This window comes from Methylobacter sp. BlB1 (genome assembly GCF_015476545.1).
Taxonomy (GTDB): Bacteria; Pseudomonadota; Gammaproteobacteria; order Methylococcales; family Methylomonadaceae; genus Methylobacter.
On record NZ_JADMKV010000012.1, the window covers coordinates 46,116 to 62,308 of the forward strand.

Annotated in this window: 17 protein-coding genes; 8 read left to right on the forward strand and 9 right to left on the reverse strand. The window is 50.8% G+C overall.

The annotated features are described in order from the left end of the window. Nucleotides 1-7: 7 nt before the first annotated feature. Nucleotides 8-160 (reverse strand): hypothetical protein, encoded by a 153-nt coding sequence (locus tag IT781_RS06800; RefSeq protein WP_194969386.1) that lies wholly within the window; start codon nt 158-160, stop codon nt 8-10. Between the two features lie 656 nt (nt 161-816). Then, on the reverse strand, nt 817-1,221 hold the full coding sequence (locus IT781_RS06805; protein WP_194969387.1) for a CoA-binding protein: 405 nt from the start codon (nt 1,219-1,221) through the stop codon (nt 817-819). A 116-nt stretch (nt 1,222-1,337) separates the two neighbouring features. Here IT781_RS06805 and IT781_RS06810 point away from each other — a divergent pair, with 116 nt between their 5' ends. Together IT781_RS06810 and IT781_RS06815 are read left to right on the forward strand one after the other, a co-directional pair. Next, nucleotides 1,338-2,033: a metal-dependent hydrolase gene (locus IT781_RS06810; RefSeq protein ID WP_194969388.1), complete on the forward strand. Its 696-nt coding sequence runs from the start codon at nt 1,338-1,340 to the stop codon at nt 2,031-2,033. Between the two features lie 295 nt (nt 2,034-2,328). Then, on the forward strand, nt 2,329-2,844 hold the full coding sequence (locus IT781_RS06815; RefSeq protein WP_194969389.1) for a DUF882 domain-containing protein: 516 nt from the start codon (nt 2,329-2,331) through the stop codon (nt 2,842-2,844). A gap of 17 nt (nt 2,845-2,861) precedes the next feature. Here the strand turns inward: IT781_RS06815 and IT781_RS06820 are convergent, their stop codons facing one another. The 3 genes from IT781_RS06820 to IT781_RS06830 form a co-directional block, all read right to left on the reverse strand. Next, a complete protein-coding gene (locus IT781_RS06820; RefSeq protein ID WP_194969390.1) occupies nt 2,862-4,601 on the reverse strand; it encodes a murein L,D-transpeptidase in 1,740 nt (579 codons plus the stop codon). A 92-nt stretch (nt 4,602-4,693) separates the two neighbouring features. Then, nucleotides 4,694-5,026, reverse strand: coding sequence for an ASCH domain-containing protein (locus IT781_RS06825; protein WP_194969391.1), 333 nt, complete (start codon nt 5,024-5,026; stop codon nt 4,694-4,696). Between the two features lie 140 nt (nt 5,027-5,166). Next, nucleotides 5,167-5,580 (reverse strand): hypothetical protein, encoded by a 414-nt coding sequence (locus IT781_RS06830; RefSeq protein WP_194969392.1) that lies wholly within the window; start codon nt 5,578-5,580, stop codon nt 5,167-5,169. Between the two features lie 421 nt (nt 5,581-6,001). Here IT781_RS06830 and IT781_RS06835 point away from each other — a divergent pair, with 421 nt between their 5' ends. After that, on the forward strand, nt 6,002-7,327 hold the full coding sequence (locus IT781_RS06835; RefSeq protein WP_194969393.1) for a hypothetical protein: 1,326 nt from the start codon (nt 6,002-6,004) through the stop codon (nt 7,325-7,327). 123 nt (nt 7,328-7,450) lie between these two features. Here IT781_RS06835 and IT781_RS06840 read toward each other — a convergent pair whose 3' ends face one another. Beyond that, nucleotides 7,451-8,185, reverse strand: a complete 735-nt coding sequence (locus tag IT781_RS06840; RefSeq protein WP_228778983.1) for a DUF4410 domain-containing protein — start codon at nt 8,183-8,185, stop codon at nt 7,451-7,453. A gap of 500 nt (nt 8,186-8,685) precedes the next feature. Beyond that, nucleotides 8,686-9,246 carry an arsenate reductase ArsC gene (locus IT781_RS06845; RefSeq protein WP_194969395.1) on the reverse strand — a complete coding sequence of 187 codons (561 nt, stop codon included), beginning with the start codon at nt 9,244-9,246 and terminating at the stop codon, nt 8,686-8,688. 274 nt (nt 9,247-9,520) lie between these two features. Between IT781_RS06845 and IT781_RS06850 the strand changes: the two genes are divergently transcribed. The 5 genes from IT781_RS06850 to IT781_RS06870 all read left to right on the forward strand — a co-directional run bounded on the left by IT781_RS06850 (nt 9,521) and on the right by IT781_RS06870 (nt 14,024). Continuing rightward, nucleotides 9,521-9,901: a VOC family protein gene (locus IT781_RS06850; RefSeq protein ID WP_194969396.1), complete on the forward strand. Its 381-nt coding sequence runs from the start codon at nt 9,521-9,523 to the stop codon at nt 9,899-9,901. 67 nt (nt 9,902-9,968) lie between these two features. After that, nucleotides 9,969-10,358 carry a DUF427 domain-containing protein gene (locus IT781_RS06855; protein WP_194969397.1) on the forward strand — a complete coding sequence of 130 codons (390 nt, stop codon included), beginning with the start codon at nt 9,969-9,971 and terminating at the stop codon, nt 10,356-10,358. Nucleotides 10,359-10,608: 250 nt separating this feature from the next. Next, nucleotides 10,609-11,991: an ethanolamine ammonia-lyase subunit EutB gene (locus IT781_RS06860; protein ID WP_194969398.1), complete on the forward strand. Its 1,383-nt coding sequence runs from the start codon at nt 10,609-10,611 to the stop codon at nt 11,989-11,991. Then, nucleotides 11,988-12,785, forward strand: coding sequence for an ethanolamine ammonia-lyase subunit EutC (eutC, locus tag IT781_RS06865; RefSeq protein WP_194969399.1), 798 nt, complete (start codon nt 11,988-11,990; stop codon nt 12,783-12,785). The genes IT781_RS06860 and eutC overlap by 4 nt, the downstream gene beginning before the upstream one ends. A gap of 192 nt (nt 12,786-12,977) precedes the next feature. Next, nucleotides 12,978-14,024, forward strand: a complete 1,047-nt coding sequence (locus IT781_RS06870; RefSeq protein WP_194969400.1) for a methyltransferase domain-containing protein — start codon at nt 12,978-12,980, stop codon at nt 14,022-14,024. 64 nt (nt 14,025-14,088) lie between these two features. On the opposite strand, the gene IT781_RS06875 is transcribed toward IT781_RS06870, so the two are convergent. Both IT781_RS06875 and IT781_RS06880 read right to left on the reverse strand, forming a co-directional pair. Next, a complete protein-coding gene (locus IT781_RS06875; protein WP_194969401.1) occupies nt 14,089-14,592 on the reverse strand; it encodes a lipocalin family protein in 504 nt (167 codons plus the stop codon). A gap of 17 nt (nt 14,593-14,609) precedes the next feature. Continuing rightward, a complete protein-coding gene (locus tag IT781_RS06880; protein ID WP_194969402.1) occupies nt 14,610-15,974 on the reverse strand; it encodes a deoxyribodipyrimidine photo-lyase in 1,365 nt (454 codons plus the stop codon). Between the last annotated feature and the right edge of the window lie 219 nt (nt 15,975-16,193).

The following is a 16,193-nucleotide window of genomic DNA, read 5'->3' on the forward strand; positions in this document are numbered from 1 at the left end:
AAAAATCTTAGCTGTGCAGCTTGCGATTGAAGAATATGTTGCTAAAAATAGCCGATGCTGCGAACAGAACGGTAGAAACAATGAATTCGCCGGAAATAAAACCGAAAACACCGGTGATGAACATCAGGCCAATTAAAACATCTCTTTGAAAATCAGTCATTTTGAAGATCCGTTAGTATGTTGAGAATAGGAAATAAGTGAATTGAGGCATACTATACAGACGCACTTATTAGTTGACAATATGGCTAGTTATTAATTAATAATTTCCTATTTTGAAATAATTATGGAGCTGATTGTCCTGATTCGGCATGAATCCCATCATCAAGCCAAGCAAAGCTCCTTTTTTCAGCTAGAAATTCGAATCAGTTGATATGACGTTTAATGGTGGACAAGTTCTGCCATTCATTATCCGCTGCCCTCTGTGCGGTACAATTGTTATCTCAATGACTCTGTTGCACCAGCGCAACGTCAGAAGCAGACTTAATTAGGAGAGTAAATTGTATATTGCTCTCGTTCAGGTACAAAAAAGCAGATCAAGGCTGATAAAGTTATCCACATTTTCTGTGGATAACTTTGTGAGTAACTTGAAAATAAATTCGCTAACTAGCCACTTTTAAAGTCTTTTTATCAGATTGTTCAGCTTTTGAACAATTATCCCGAATTTGAATCATTATTCTTATTTATCAATGAGATAAAAATGTCAATACTGTCATTTGATATGATTTTGCCAGTTAAATAGTGATTGACAAGTCAAATAATTGGACGCAAAAAATCGCTACCCTCAGCTGTGGGAAAAATAACTTTGACAACATTCTGTCAAGTTTTATTTCTTGAAATAAATCGGGTTTCTACCATGATGCACGCCGCCAGATAGTGAAACCGGTTTTGTTGTAAAAAATCCATGACTGCCGGGTTGGCTGTACCCGGTTGCAGCCAGACATTCATCAGGCCCAGATCAAGGCATTGTTTTAACACAGCCAGGGTGGCTTCTGGCGGGACCACAAAGTCGACGATTGTCGGTTTCTCGGGAATTTTGGCTAGTGACGGATAAACCAAATCCCGCTCTACCACTTGCTTGTTAGGATTGACCGGAAACAATCGGAAGCCCTTACGCTTCAGATCTTTATAAATGATATTGCCGAATTTGGCGGGATTATCGGTGGCGCCAACAATGGCGATTGTCGTATCGGGATGTTCCAGGAGTGAAATCAGATCCGGCATAAGCGCTCCGAAAAAGTCAGGGTTACGAATAATTGTTGAGCCAAGTTGCCATATACACAGATATATGATGTCATACGCGCCTTTTTGTTCTGATAATCAGGAGATCATTACTTAGTATGGCGGATTTTAAAGCCCATGTATTCATCGCCGCTGCTGCCAGCAGTGGCGTCGCCCTGGTTGCTGCTAATGTGCGGCTGATTGATGGCGCCGATGCGCCCTGGCTTATTTTTTTAGGCATAGTCGGCGGCATGCTGCCTGATATCGATGCCAGCAATTCCAAACCAGTCAAGCTGTTGTTCAATGTCTTGGCCTTATTGGGCGTGTCCGGTGTATGGATGGCATTCAAGGATAGCTATGTTCAACAGCAGTTGTTGCTGGGCGTTGTGGCCACTTATCTGGGGATACGTTATGGCTTGTTTTTTCTGTTTAACAGTTTTACCGAGCATCGCGGCGTGTTTCATTCATTATTGGCCGCCGCGTTTTTCGCCTGTTTAATGACCTGTATCAGTTTTTATTTCCTTGAGTGGGATATCTTACACGCTTGGCTGAATGGCTCGTTCATAGCTATCGGCTTTATTGTGCATCTGTTGCTGGATGAACTGTACAGTGTCGATTTATCCAATACCAGAATAAAAAAATCATTTGGCACGGCGTTGAAATTGTTCAGCTATAAAAATATTCCAGCCTCTGTGTTAATGACAGTCTGTACGATAACGCTTTACTGGCTGGCGCCGTCGCCGGCGCCTTTCCTGAAGGTTTGGCAGGCGGCGCACTGGAATCAGTATTTAACGCAAGCGAAGCTTTGCCAGTAAAATAAGAAAACGCTTCAGGTTTAATTCCGAGCCTATTGATATTTAATAGACTATACTTTTTGAAGATAAGAAAACAGTGGCTCAATTTGTGGCTTAATTGTCAGATAACTGCCAAATACAATAAAATAGCCGCTTTTTGGACGTAACTCCGGTATTTTGGTTTTTTTAAAGTATCGGTAGCGGATCAGTGTTATGTCTGTATGGTTGTTATCGATCCGCGCAAGAGGAATCAGTAAAAAATATGTCAACAATCGATAAATCTCAGAGTCAAATTAATCGGCGAAGATTTTTACAGATGTTAGCCTGCGGCTCATTAGTTGCAGGTTTTCCCAGTCTCGTTGAGGCTTCACCAAGAAAGTTCTTTCAGTCCGCCCGAAACCTCGCTTTTTTAAACACCCACACCGGCGAAAGATTAGCATTAACTTATTTTGAACAAGGCCGGTATCTTTCAGATGCCTTGCAGGAGGTGAATTATCTGCTGAGGGATCACAGAACCGATGATGTCTACGACATCGATACGGCTCTGCTGGATCAGCTTTACAATCTACGGACCATGCTGGGTATAAGCAGACCATTCCACATCATTTCCGGTTATCGCTCGCCCTATACCAATGCACTGCTGCAGGAGCGGAGCAGCGGCGTGGCCACCCACAGTCTGCATATGCAGGGCAGAGCCATCGACATTCGTATTGAAGGCTTTAATACCAAGCATTTGCGTAATGCCGCGATTGCCATGCAATCCGGCGGCGTCGGCTACTACCGGCGTTCGAACTTCGTGCATCTCGATACGGGCCGGGTCAGAACCTGGTAAATTTTAATCGACTGTTTTTATTCAATGAGGACGGCAGTATCGGCTGTTTTCTTTTGAACCGGATTGTCTAGTGCCTGAATCAACGGATTATCGAGTCCGTATATATCCTCGAAAAATAACACCTGGTCATGAGTAGCCATCGCCGTGGCATAGAAAATAATGACCGGGATGGGATTGTCTAATGGAACGTATCTGGGATTGTCCCGGCGCATGGCATTGCTGATTCTTTGACGATCCCAGCCATCCTTGGATTTCAGTACGAATTCGGCCAATGCTTCAGGGTCTTCGACCCGAACGCAGCCATGACTGAAGTCTCTTCTTGTGCGCTTGAACAACCTTTGGGTAGGCGTATCGTGCAGGTACACATTGTAATCATTCGGAAACATGAATTTCACATTGCCCAGCGCATTCGAACGGCCGGGGCGCTGTCTGACTTTTAAAGCGCCTTGACTTAAAAGATTTATCGTCTCGCCATTGACTGCCATCACGGCTGCATTCGGACCGAAGGCATTGACCAGTTCCATATTCTGGTTGGCAAGATAAGCCCAGTTCAGGCGCAGTTTAGGCAGCAATTCCTCCTTGACGATGCTTCTCGGCACGTTCCAGTAAGGTCTGAACTCAAGAAATTTCATGTTGGCCATGAATACAGGCGTCTGCTTGTTTAACGATTTGCCGACGATCACCTTCATGTTCAAAGGCGGCGCCGTTTCCATGCCGATCGATTCATAAGCCCATAACTGGAAAGCAGGAATATTGACGATAATCAGCGAACCGTCTTTCAACCTGGGCAGCCAGCGGAATCGTTCCATGGACAGTTCAATTTGCCGGACCCGGTCAGCGAGAGGCACATTGAGGGCGGCGACTGTGCTTTTGCCAATCACGCCGTCACCGCCGAGCCCGTGCCGCAATTGAAAATTCTTGACGCCATCGGCCAGGGCGGCATCATAAAGTTTGCCGCTTTTCGCGTCGAGGGGAGCCGCCGGCTCGGCCATGTCGCCCAAAGCCGTCAGCAGCTCGCGCAGAAATACCATTTGCGAATCACGTTGGCCCGGGCTTAACACCCGCGTAAACGTGAACTGATGAAAAGCATGTGTTCGAGCAAGCTGCCGGTATTTGGACAGGGCTTCTTTTAGATGCCGGTAGACAGGCATGACAGGCTCAACCTTGGCAACGAGCTCGGACGGTTTTTTCTGAACGGCGGCTTCCATAATCAAGCCGGCAAGACTGATCTGCTCCAGGATGATATCGGCGCCCAGTTTCACATTATGAGTCTTGACCTGACCGTAATGCAGATCGGAAAGATAACGCAGCAGCGCTATATTCAATGCCGTATCGTACAGCGCCAGAGCCTGTAGCGATGCATTCTGGCCGGCCTTGATCTGAAGCCATTTCTGGGCAAGATAAGCCGCATCATAATTCTGCGCATCCAGGCCGTTTTCTTCTGCATTCGCCAACAGCGCCAATACATCATCCACCTGGCTGTTTAAGGCACCGTTCTTTAACCAGACCAATTGATAGTTATTCAACTGGTACAGCGCCTGAATGTCTTCATGCTGGTCATAAATGTCATTATGCAGCAGGTAAGGGTGCCGGTTTGAAGTCATCAGGGAACTGATGACTTCAACCAGCACGGGATCGGTTGTATCTTCCGCCGAGCGGGACAAGGGGGAAAACATCAGCCCGAGAATAAACCAGACAATGACCGTCCATTTGTTGTAAGTGCTCAAATTGACTGGATGGATCATATGTAAAGACATTTATACGGCAAACTCCATAAAGATGATGCGCAGGTTTAGGCGACTCGGTTATTGCCGGAGTTGCACATAAATGTGACAAATGCCGGCATAGACTAATCGTTGCGTTTAAAAGAATGGACCCAGACCAGGCTGTCATTGTTCCAGGTCATGCCGGCGTGCATTCTCAGGATTAGATCTTTATAAGCGTCAAGATTCGGATAGCCTTCGGCTTGCGCATCCGCATCAGTCATGTCGCCCAGGCTTTGACGTTCCACCGCCGTAACGGTAAATGTCGTGCCTTCCAGTTCAAAAGTTTCCCCCGGATAAGCGTAGATGCCATCACGGCGCTGTTGGGTCTTTTGCCCGCTCAGTGCGGCGGCAACCAGTTTGGGGTGGGTTACGAGACGGTCAATATGGCAAGTTTTCTCAGGGTAATTGTTGTTCATCAGGTAATCCTTAGCTTAAAAAGAAGGATACGATACCTCAACCTGATGACAATCAGAAATAGTTAATGGCAACTGCTCAGAAATCTGAGGCAATGACGAGGGCTTGATTGCCAGGCGGCTGATGCCAGCCGCCTGATAACTTATTGTTTGGTTTTGGGTTCCGGCTGCATCATTTTTTGATGTTCTTGCCGCAATTGCTGACGATGTTCCATCATCTGATTATGATGGGCTTTTATCAGATCAAACTGTTGTTTTTTCAATTGTTCTTTTTTGGCGGGATCCTTTTCTTTCAAAATTTGATCGGAGAGTTCATGCATCTGCAGCATATGCTCCTGCATAGAACGGATATGCTGATCTCTTTGTTCTTCGGTCATGCCGCCCATTCCTCCGCCCATGCCTCCACCCATCATACCGCCCATGCCTCCACCCATTCCGCCCATGCCCCTTCCCATGCCTTGAGACTCGGGTTTGTTCGTGGGTTCGACGGCGGAACTCATCATGCTGTAGGAAACTAACAGTAAAAAAGCAGCCATCAATTGATTGATATGTTTCATTGGTAGTCACCTTGTAGTGGTTTGGTTTTAAGCAAAAAAACATACTCAAAAAATTAGAAACACTGCCAGAACCAAAAGTTCCTTTTGAAGAAGGCCGCAGGAACTTTATCTCATGCTTCTTTTTTCATGAGCAGAGCCGTGTTAGCGGCCACGTTGGCGTATCAAAAGTATCTGGCAGGACAAGATGCCGGTTGCCGTATATGCCGCATTACAGTTCCAGAAGTATTGGACTAAAAGACAAAGCGCCCGCTTATGATGTGCAATAAATAAGCATCATGCAGAGCCTCTTACGTACGCTAACGTACAGACAGAGTTCTGCTCTTAAGAGTAAACCTAGCATTCAGATTGATGGAGTAGAGGATAGTATTCTTTTATCTGATGTTTATATCCCAATTTCTCAACTAAGAAATGGAGATTATTCATGAAACAATATTGGAAATATATGTTAGTAATTCCCGTATTGACCGTTTCCGTATTAGCCGGTACGGCCTTTTCCGATGACAATCATCGCAGGCTTACAAAACTCGATAAACAAATTAATAAACAAGCGCAGCAAATGCTGGATGACGGCAGGGAAATTTTTCGTCGCGATACATTCGGCGACGAGGCCTTCTGGGGCGATACGCTGAAATTGCATCGGGCAATCAAGGGCGCCAGATTCGGCGGCGTAGGCCCGGGCGTGAGTCCGAAGGCGGCGCTGGGGGTTGGCCTCAAGGTTGATGTGGATGCGCTTCCGGCCAGTATCCTATCCAGCCTGAAAAGCGGCCGCGTAAACCTCGATGATCCGGCAGGTACGCTTGAATTGCTGCGCCTCAATGCCGTCGTCGGCGTCAAGGGCTTCTTTACCGGAAATGACCTGAGCTCAATCGGCATACAATGCGCGCTCTGTCATTCCACAGTGGATAATTCACTGGCGCCCGGGATTGGTCATCGGCTCGACGGCTGGGCCAATCGCGATCTCAATGTCGGCGCGATAATCAGTCTGGCTCCTGACCTCAGCGCGTTTACGACGTTGCTCGAAGTCGACGAGGATACGGTGCGCAAGGTGCTGGCGTCCTGGGGGCCTGGAAAGTTTGATGCCGAGCTTGTCCTCGACGGCAAAGCCTTCCGTCCGGATGGCAAGTCGGCCGCTACGCTCATTCCGCCCGCATTTGGTCTGGCAGGCGTTAATCTGCACACCTGGACCGGCTGGGGTTCCGTGCCGCACTGGAATGCCTTCGTCGCCGTGCTGGAAATGCACGGAAAAGGCACCTTCTTCGATCCGCGCCTGAAAGATGCCTCACAATTCCCGATCGCGGCCAAAGCCGGTTTCGACGATGTGCGCAATGAACCTGATCTCGTCAGTTCAAAACTGCCGGCGCTGCATTTTTATCAACTGGCGATTCCCGCGCCAAAGGCGCCGCAAGGCAGTTTCAATCCATCCGCTGCAGCCAGCGGCAAACAGATTTTCGAAGACAAAGGCCAATGCGCAACCTGTCATGTGCCGCCGACTTATAGCGAGCCGGGATGGAACATGCATACTGCTGAAGAGATCGGCATTGACGATTTTCAAGCCAACCGGTCGCCGGATATGCGTTATCGCACTTCGCCCTTGAAAGGCCTGTGGACCCACACCAAAGGCGGCTTTTACCATGACGGGCGCTTCGCCTCGCTGCTTGACGTGGTGAATCACTATAACGATCATTTAAAACTGGGGTTAACCGATCAGGAGAAAGCAGACTTGGTCGAGTATTTGAAATCGCTTTAATTCTGATCCTGCAATAAGCCTTGGCCTGCCCGGGCTTATTGCAGCCTTCACGGGCTGAGCTTGTGCTTTCGGAAATGTATAAAATGCTCTGCCGATAAACAGCGATCAACTGATAATTTGATTCTATTGGCGTGCCTGTTCTTTGAATTTTTGTGTATGCTTCAGAATCTCGTTGACAATCTGCTCGGCGGTTTTTTCAATATCCTTTTCCGTCGCGTTTTTCTCCATGACAAATCTGGCAGCGGCCACATAAGGGTTCGCGGTGACGGCAGCGCCGGGCACTTTTTTGGGATCTTTGATGGTGCCGAATAGGATAAAAGGCGTTTGCGGCTGCGCGCTGGCCAGATTGCTGACGCCGACCTGAACGTTCATGCGGGTCGCGCCGCGGCCAAACCCGATTACGGCTCGTTTGATGCGATTGCCCTCATCGACTTCGGTAAATATGCCCTGCAACAGCCAGCCGTCGCGCGGCAGCGTTGCCTGCGTGCCGGACAGGCGTTGAGTGGTGAAGCCTTTATTCCTGAGATTCCTGATCAGGCTCTGGCTCATATCATTAACGATTTCCCTGGCCCGCGCTTGAGGATCCGAGACTGCCATCGGGTGCGGCAATCGCTGTCCGATCTGACCTAAACGCCCACCGGGCAGAACGCCCTTGACGCCCTGATCGCCTTCGATGCGCTGTGCATCAAGGATAAAGTCGCTGACATAAACTGTTTTGGGCAGCTTGGCCGGCCATTGTCCTTTAATTTGTTCATCGCGGATTTCAACAGCGCCCAGCACATTGCGGGAATCGGTATCGCGGTGCATCTGACAGCCGGTACTCAAGGCCATCCAGCCTATCAGGCCCACAAAGTACATACTCAAATTGCGGCTTACCATAGCATTGTCTCGCTAATTAGATAATGGATCGGACTGTCTTTATAGCATTATATCGATCCGTTTAAAAATCCACGGGGCCGAGAGCGAGCCAGGGCATTCGCAAGCTTTAAGCCTCTATCCATAAACTGCGATTGAAACGCGATTTAGAGCAGATGAAAAATTGTCCCGCTCAGATTGAATAAAGTAAGGCAAACGGAGCCGATAAAAGCGCTAACTCATTATTAAGAAGTGTGCAGTGCCCCGCATACCTTATCAATAAGTATCAATGCCTATATGTTGAAGGCTCTCAGCCAGTTCAGTGCGGCGTTCGACTATCAGCCCCGGAATGAGTAAACTGCCGATGTCGAATGGTTAAAAAGAAATTTTACTTATATTGTTTGGATCAAACCTGACGCTGATAGTCTTAGTTCGGCCACAAAAATTCCCATTCATAGGCGAAGCAAAGCCAAGTGTGTCGGGCTTGCTTGGCGCGGCATAGCTCATTGATCGCTTTGCATTGACTTCGACCGTGACGCAACTGATTTTATTTTGTGAAAGATAGTGTCCCTTCCGCGAAGGATATCTTCCATTTCTCGTTTGAAAGCCAGTTTATTAAAATTGGCGCGTGACATTTCTGATAATATTCGCACGCGATTCATGAGGTAAAGAAACACCTTTTCAAATGCCAGGCGCTTTTCTTCATCGCTGCCTTGCACGGCTGCAGGATCTTCAAATACCCAGCACATGGTAATTGAATCGCCTGGCCAGACCGGCCAAACTTCATGTGCCATGTCATCGCATATTGCGATAACGAAATCCATTTTTGGCGCATCAGGCGCCGAGAATTCATTCCAGCTCTTACTGCGCAGTTCATCGGTTGGGTAATTCATTTTCCGGATTTGTTCGATGGCAAACGGATTCACTTGGCCGGCTGGCTGACTGCCGGCGCTATAAGCATTGAAGCGGCCTTTGCCAAGCTTATTGAACAGCGCTTCTGCCATGATGCTGCGCCCCGAATTGCTGACAGATAAAATCAGAACGTTATAAATTTTATCGCCCATAACTAATCCCCAAGGTTAGCAATCATCGTGTCGCCTTATCAGCGGCATTTTTACTGATAGTGTTTGTCTCTACAGGAACATTAACAGGCAAGTATTTCATTATGATTTAGACAGTCAATGCCTGAAGTAAGTGAGACTAATTTCAGTGACTGTCAGTCAAGTCCAGAGTTTCACGATCCATGCCGACGCTTGATAGCGCCATTCTATCGGGTTGAACTGCCCGGCATTCGCCGCGGTCACTGAATTAACAAACCCGATGTCAGAGAGCATCCCTATGAGCATACAACTCAATCACACCATCGTTTCTTGCCGCGATCAGCAACGTTCGGCAACATTTCTGACAGAGCTCCTTGGGCTGCCGGCTCCGAAACCCTTCGGACCGTTTCTGGTCGTTGAACTCAGTAACGGCGTTTCGCTCGACTTCTACGAGAAAGACGGCAAGATCACGCCGCAGCATTACGCTTTTCTGATCAGTGAAGACGATTTCGATCGAATCTTCGGCCGCATCCGCGAGCGAGGGCTTGAATACTGGGCTGATCCCGGCCAGCATCAGGCAGGCGAGATTAATCACCGTGACGGCGGCCGCGGGGTGTATTTCGAAGACCCCGATGGCCATCTCCTCGAAATCATCACCCACCCTTACGGCGGGGGCTAGGCAGGCGAACCGCAAACGCGATTCTTTCAGCTGCATCAATACGAACAGCATCACTCAGGAGGTCAGTATGAGCAAATCACCCGGCCACCAGAAATGGCCTGATCATAAAGTCCAGGAAAAGCGTCTTGATCAACCCGTTCAGGTTTCGATCAACGGCGAGGTGATCGCTGATTCGAGCAATGTCATTCAAGTCGACGAAGACCAGCATCCGCCTCGCTATTATTTTCCCCGTTCTGATATCAGCATGGACAAACTGGAGCGGTCAGATACCGTGACTAAATGCCCGTTCAAAGGCACCGCGCATTATTACCATCTCAAGCTTGGCGGTCAGGTATTGGAGGATGCGGTCTGGACCTATGAGGAGCCTTATGAAGAGCATCACGCATTGAAGGATCGGCTCGCTTTTGATGACGACAAGTTTCCAGAAATTCATATTGCGCTGGAGCCTAAAGCGTAGCCGCTCGAATATCGTCCGTGCTGGCTCACATTAGCTTCAGATACGCCCAAAAGACCGTCAGGCAGAATCGGCAAAATTGTCACATTTGCATCATATACTTGTCATATACTTGAAAGATTATTAAATGACAGAGCGGTAGGCTGGGTTGATAAACCCAGCATTTCGGCCGCCCATGCTGGGCTTCCGCTAAGCTCCAACCCAGCCTACACAGGCTAAATGACAAAGCGAATATGGGAAATCGAGCCAAAACATGAACTATGCCGCGACCGTACAGGGCAGGAATTTTAATTTCCGCAATTTAAAAACCTTGATGGCCAAGGCCTCGCCTCGGCGAGCGGCCGATGAACTGGCAGGCCTGGCGGCGGACTCCGAAGTCGAGCGGGCTATTGCTCAACGGGTATTGGCTGAAGTGCCGTTAAAGGCATTCATCGAGGAACCCTTGATTGCGCCGGAACACGATGAAGTCTCCCGGTTGATCCTGGAGCGGCACGATGCTGCAGCCTTTGCGCCTGTCGCGGCGCTGACCGTCGGGGAATTCCGCGATTGGCTGCTGGCCGATTCCAGCGATTTATCGGCGCTCGCGGCCGGGCTGGCGCCGGAGATGGCCGCTGCCGTCAGCAAGATCATGCGAAATCAGGACCTGATCGCCGTAGCTCGTCGCTGCCGGGTTGTCACCCGCTTTCGCGACACCATCGGCTTGCCGGGGCGCCTTTCCACCCGTCTGCAGCCGAATCATCCCACGGACGATCCCCGCGGCATCGCCGCCAGCATTCTGGACGGCCTGCTTTACGGCAGTGGCGATGCCGTTATCGGCATCAATCCTGCGACTGACAATCTCGATAACGTCCTCATCCTGCTGAACCAGCTCGACGAGATCATCAGCCGCCACGAAATACCGACGCAGTCCTGCGTACTGTCCCACGTCACGACCAGCATGGAGCTGATGCGGCGCGGTGCCCCGGTGGATCTGGTCTTTCAGTCCATTGCCGGCACCGAGGCGGCCAACCGCAGTTTCGGCATCGATCTGGCCCTGCTGCGGGAAGCCAAGGCCATGGCCGAATCACTGGGGCGCGGCGGTAACCATCTCATGTATTTTGAAACCGGCCAGGGCAGCGCACTGTCTGCAAATGCCCATTACGGCGTCGATGCCCAGACCTGCGAAGCGCGCGCCTATGCCGTCGCCAGGGAGTTTTCGCCGCTGCTGGTCAATACTGTCGTCGGCTTTATCGGTCCTGAATATCTTTATGACGGCAAGCAGATCATTCGCGCCGGCCTGGAAGATCATTTCTGCGGCAAGCTGCTGGGATTGCCGATGGGTTGCGACATTTGTTACACCAACCACGCCGAGGCGGACCAGAACGATATGGACAACCTGCTGACCCTGCTCGGCGTCGCCGGATGCAATTACATCATGGGCATTCCGGGCGCTGACGACATTATGCTGGCCTATCAGAGCACTTCTTTCCATGATGCTCTCTACCTGCGGCAAGTGCTGGGTTTAAGGCCCGCGCCGGAATTCGAAGCCTGGCTGGACAGGATGGGCATCTTCGACGGCCGGAACAGTTTGTCAGACAGCCGCATCGCCGCTCCGTTGCTGAGCCATTTTTCAGGATTTGCAGGCATACAGGCATGAACGATCCCTGGCATCCATTGCGTCGGTTTACCCAGGCCAGAATTGCTCAAGGTCGGTCCGGTTGCGGCCTGCCGACCTCGGCTCTGCTCGATTTCCAGATCGCCCATGCGGCGGCCCGCGACGCGGTGCATCAGCCCTGGTCGATCGATCGCTTCGCGAAGGGGGTCGAAGCGCTGGGGCTGGAAGCGCTCAGCCTGTCTACGCCGGTCGCCAGCCGGGTGCACTATCTGCAACGGCCAGACCAGGGACGCTGCCTGGATGAAGCAAGCCGCCGGCTGCTCAAATCACGAGCCGTTGAGGCCATCGATGTGGCACTGATCATCAGCAACGGTTTGTCGTCGACTGCCGTGGACTGCCATGGCCTAGCGCTGCTGGAAGCGATTATCGATACCTATCAACGCAACTCTCTGCGCCTCGGCCCGATCTGCCTGGCGGCCAATGGCAGGGTGGCGCTATCGGATGAAATCGGCGCACTGCTCAATGCGCGCCTGGCTGTGATCATCGTCGGCGAAAGGCCCGGACTCAGCGCCGCCGACAGCCTTGGCATCTATTTGACGTACGCGCCGCGGATCGGTAATACCGATGCCGAGCGCAACTGCATCTCCAACATCCGGCCGCCTGACGGCCTGTCCTATCAGGCTGCAGCCGCCAAACTGGCGTATTTGACTCATGAAGCACTGCGCAGGGGGCTTTCAGGCGTACAGCTCAAGGATGATATGCCGAAATGGCTGCTCGAACTCGACGATTCCACTCCAGAATCAAAATCAATAATTTCGACAGCTTTTTTGCGATAAGAAAAAAGCTTTCGAACCTTGATGCCACATCACTCAATTTTTTTGTCTATTCATTTACGCATTGCCTACAAAATATTTTGCAAACCGCTGTAAGAAATTTTATTTTTAACGAGTCCGCAACTAAACACGCAATGGTCTTTCCATTCTTTTGCGTTCTCATAAAAAATAACCTGCTTTATATCCGGAGCCTACATGACCGATGCCGCCATTAGTGAATCTGTACAAAATTATTACGGTGAAGTGCTTAAATCCAACCAGGATTTAAAGACCAGCGCCTGCTGCACACTGGATGCCATGCCTGGACATCTGCGCCCGCTGCTTGCCGATTTGCACCCGGAAGTGGTTGAGCGTTTCTACGGTTGCGGCTCGCCGCTGCCTCCGGCGCTTGGAGGCCGCACCGTATTGGATTTGGGCTGCGGTTCCGGACGCGATTGTTATTTGCTGTCCAGATTGGTAGGCGAGACAGGGCAAGTCATCGGCGTCGACATGACGGAGGCGCAGCTTGATGTCGCCAGGAGTCATTGCGATTGGCATGCCGAACGTTACGGCTACGCGCGCTCCAATGTCGAATTCTTTCATGGGCATATCGAAGATCTCGCGGCTATCGGCATGGCCGACAATTCTATCGATGTGGTGGTGTCGAACTGCGTCATCAATCTGTCGCCCGATAAAAAGCAGGTATTGGCGGAAGTCTTCCGCGTGCTCAAGCCCGGCGGCGAGCTTTATTTTTCCGATGTCTATGCCGACCGGCGCATTCCATCCGCGCTCAGACTGGACCCGGTGCTGTTGGGCGAATGCCTGGGCGGGGCTTTGTACTGGGAGGACTTTCGCCGCATCATGCAGGAGCTTGGCTGCCCGGATGTCCGCACTATCAAGAGTAATGCGATCACGCTGGATGATCCGGAGGTCGTGGCCAAAATCGGCATGGTCAATTTCCGCTCGGTAACGGTCAGGGCTTTTAAAACGCCGCTGGAAGACCGCTGCGAGGATTTCGGGCAGGTCGCCGTCTATAAAGGCACATTGCCGGAATCGCCTCACTTTTTTGATCTGGACGATCATCACCATTTTGAAACCGGCCGGCCCTTGCGCGTCTGCGGCAATACGGCCGATATGCTCGGTATGAGCCGTTTTGCCGAGCATTTTGAAATCTGGGGCGATAAATCCACGCATTTCGGCCTGTTCGATTGCGCACCGCCCAATAAAAGCCTCTCACTTGAATCCGGGGCGGCCTGTTGCTGATGCCTGAGCGACTGGAATCAGTTATGGCTGATTTCAGTTCCGAGATATTGATTAAAGTTATTGATCAGGGATAGATCAAGTTTTGGGTGGCAAAGCCCAGCGATTGCGCCTGATCGATCAAGGCTTGCAGGGTTTTCGGGTCCAGTGTCGGCGTGCGCGACAGGATCCATAAGTAGTCGCGATCAGGTCCGGCAATCATGGCGTAGCTGTAGTTGGCTTTATCCAGGGCAATAATGTTATAAGCGCCATAGAACGGCCCGAAAAACGAAACTTTCAGGCGCCCGACATCAGGCGATTCAACAAAGTAAGCCTTGCCTTCGGCCGATTGGCGCTGACCGGTCTCGGCATTGAAACCGCTGTTCAACACGCTGACGCCGCCATCGCCCTTGAGGCTGTATTCGGCCGTGACATCGGTCAGGCCGCGTTCAAAGCTGTGGTCGAGGCGGGCAATTTCATACCATTTGCCGAGGTATCGGTTGAGTTCGAAGCCGGTGACGGGTTTGACGCCGGACGGCAGGCCGATGCAGCCGGAAACCAGCATCAGTAGCAGCAAGGATAAATAAGGCATGGTTGAACCTCCGGATTTCAGTGAATGTGCCGAAACAGCGCTTTAGTCTGTTGGCTGCGCTGGGCGTGATCGATGATCGGCGCCGGATAATCGCCCGGCTGCGCCTGCCTGTACCATCGATGAATAACCGCGGCAGGGAAGGGCCGAAGCTCGGGCAGCCAGTGCTTGATGTAAACACAATCGGCATCGAATTTCTGCTGCTGCAGCCAGGGATTGAAAATACGGAAATACGGTTGCGCATCGCAGCCGGTCGAGGCCGCCCATTGCCAGTTGCCGTTGTTCACGCAGGGATCGTAATCGATCAGGTGCCGGGCAAAGTAACGCTCGCCCCATTGCCAGCTGATATGCAGGTCTTTGACCAGGAACGAAGCAGTGAGCAAGCGCACGCGGTTGTGCATCCAGCCGGTTTCATTCAGCTGCCGCATGCCTGCATCGATAATCGGAAAGCCGGTAAGTCCACAGGTCCAGGCTTCGAATTCATCGGGATTATTGCGCCAGGCGATTGCATCGTATTGCCGGTGAAAAGCCTGACCGAAAACGTGTGGAAAATGAAAGACGATATGGGTAAAAAAATCGCGCCAGTATAGCTGCCTGAGTAAAGGATGTTCGTCGCCCAGGGCTTCCACGATGCCGTAGTAAGCCTCCCGTATCGAGCAACAGCCGAATTTCAGATAGGCCGACAGGCCGGTCGTCGCTGCCAGAGCCGGAATATCGCGTTGCCGGGCATAGTCACGGCACTGATCCAAGCAGTTCAACAGTGCCGATGCAACCTTGCGTCCGCCTTGCAGCACATTATGATGCGGCTTTTTGAATGTATTGATCAGTTCAGGATGGCTGTTGAGGGCAGTTGATCTGATCAGTATTCCGGGATTCAAGGACTGCGGCAGCGCGACAGGAAACTGCCGGGCCTGCTTATGAAACGGCGTAAATATCAGATAGGGTTTTTGATTGTCTTTAAGGACTTGTTCCGGCTCGGTCAATAACAGGTCGCCGGCGCTATGGAAATCAAGCCCAAGCTGTCGGCATCGCTGCTGCAACTGAGCATCACGCCGCAGGCTGAACGGCGTGTAATCGCGGTTGACGAAGACGGCCTCGATCGATTCGTTGATTTGCAGCTGGCTGATCGCATTTTCAGGCAAGTCATGAAAACAATACAAGTCGCCGCCCTGTTCGGCGATTTGCTGTTGCAGGTCTTCCAAAGCCTGCAGCATAAACTGCAAGGCCGGCTGGCTCTGGTAGGCATGCGGTTCAATCTGCCGTGGATCGAAAATGAAAGTCGGCAGAACCTGTTCGGATTGGGCCAGCGCCGTGTTTAGGCCGATATTGTCGGACAAGCGTAAATCACGGCGAAAAATGAATAGGGATTTTCGATAGCGCGGCATGTGATGAACCAATGCTTTAGGGAAAAAGTTAAGCTGATCTCTACTGCATTTAGAGGTTTAGCGACCAAAATAGTTTTTGGCGGTCAAAAAACACCGCTCGCTGGCCGACATATGAAAGTTCGGAACGGTTCGGACTGTTGCATTAATCGGCCAAATGATTCGAATCATGGACAAGCGGGCGAAATAACCGAAAATCCTTAAGAAACGGGCCGATATCAT

Excerpts from the sequence above, each read along its gene's own strand:
- IT781_RS06835 (WP_194969393.1), top strand. The coding sequence starts at position 6,002 with ATGAAACAATATTGGAAATATATGTTAGTAATTCCCGTATTGACCGTT.
- IT781_RS06870 (WP_194969400.1), top strand. The coding sequence starts at position 12,978 with ATGACCGATGCCGCCATTAGTGAATCTGTACAAAATTATTACGGTGAA.
- IT781_RS06840 (WP_228778983.1), bottom strand. The coding sequence starts at position 8,185 with ATGTACTTTGTGGGCCTGATAGGCTGGATGGCCTTGAGTACCGGCTGT.
- IT781_RS06805 (WP_194969387.1), bottom strand. The coding sequence starts at position 1,221 with ATGCCGGATCTGATTTCACTCCTGGAACATCCCGATACGACAATCGCC.
- IT781_RS06810 (WP_194969388.1), top strand. The coding sequence starts at position 1,338 with ATGGCGGATTTTAAAGCCCATGTATTCATCGCCGCTGCTGCCAGCAGT.
- IT781_RS06800 (WP_194969386.1), bottom strand. The coding sequence starts at position 160 with ATGACTGATTTTCAAAGAGATGTTTTAATTGGCCTGATGTTCATCACC.
- IT781_RS06815 (WP_194969389.1), top strand. The coding sequence starts at position 2,329 with ATGTTAGCCTGCGGCTCATTAGTTGCAGGTTTTCCCAGTCTCGTTGAG.
- IT781_RS06825 (WP_194969391.1), bottom strand. The coding sequence starts at position 5,026 with ATGAACAACAATTACCCTGAGAAAACTTGCCATATTGACCGTCTCGTA.
- IT781_RS06830 (WP_194969392.1), bottom strand. The coding sequence starts at position 5,580 with ATGAAACATATCAATCAATTGATGGCTGCTTTTTTACTGTTAGTTTCC.
- IT781_RS06845 (WP_194969395.1), bottom strand. The coding sequence starts at position 9,246 with ATGGGCGATAAAATTTATAACGTTCTGATTTTATCTGTCAGCAATTCG.
- IT781_RS06855 (WP_194969397.1), top strand. The coding sequence starts at position 9,969 with ATGAGCAAATCACCCGGCCACCAGAAATGGCCTGATCATAAAGTCCAG.
- IT781_RS06875 (WP_194969401.1), bottom strand. The coding sequence starts at position 14,592 with ATGCCTTATTTATCCTTGCTGCTACTGATGCTGGTTTCCGGCTGCATC.
- IT781_RS06860 (WP_194969398.1), top strand. The coding sequence starts at position 10,609 with ATGAACTATGCCGCGACCGTACAGGGCAGGAATTTTAATTTCCGCAAT.
- IT781_RS06880 (WP_194969402.1), bottom strand. The coding sequence starts at position 15,974 with ATGCCGCGCTATCGAAAATCCCTATTCATTTTTCGCCGTGATTTACGC.
- eutC (WP_194969399.1), top strand. The coding sequence starts at position 11,988 with ATGAACGATCCCTGGCATCCATTGCGTCGGTTTACCCAGGCCAGAATT.
- IT781_RS06850 (WP_194969396.1), top strand. The coding sequence starts at position 9,521 with ATGAGCATACAACTCAATCACACCATCGTTTCTTGCCGCGATCAGCAA.
- IT781_RS06820 (WP_194969390.1), bottom strand. The coding sequence starts at position 4,601 with ATGTCTTTACATATGATCCATCCAGTCAATTTGAGCACTTACAACAAA.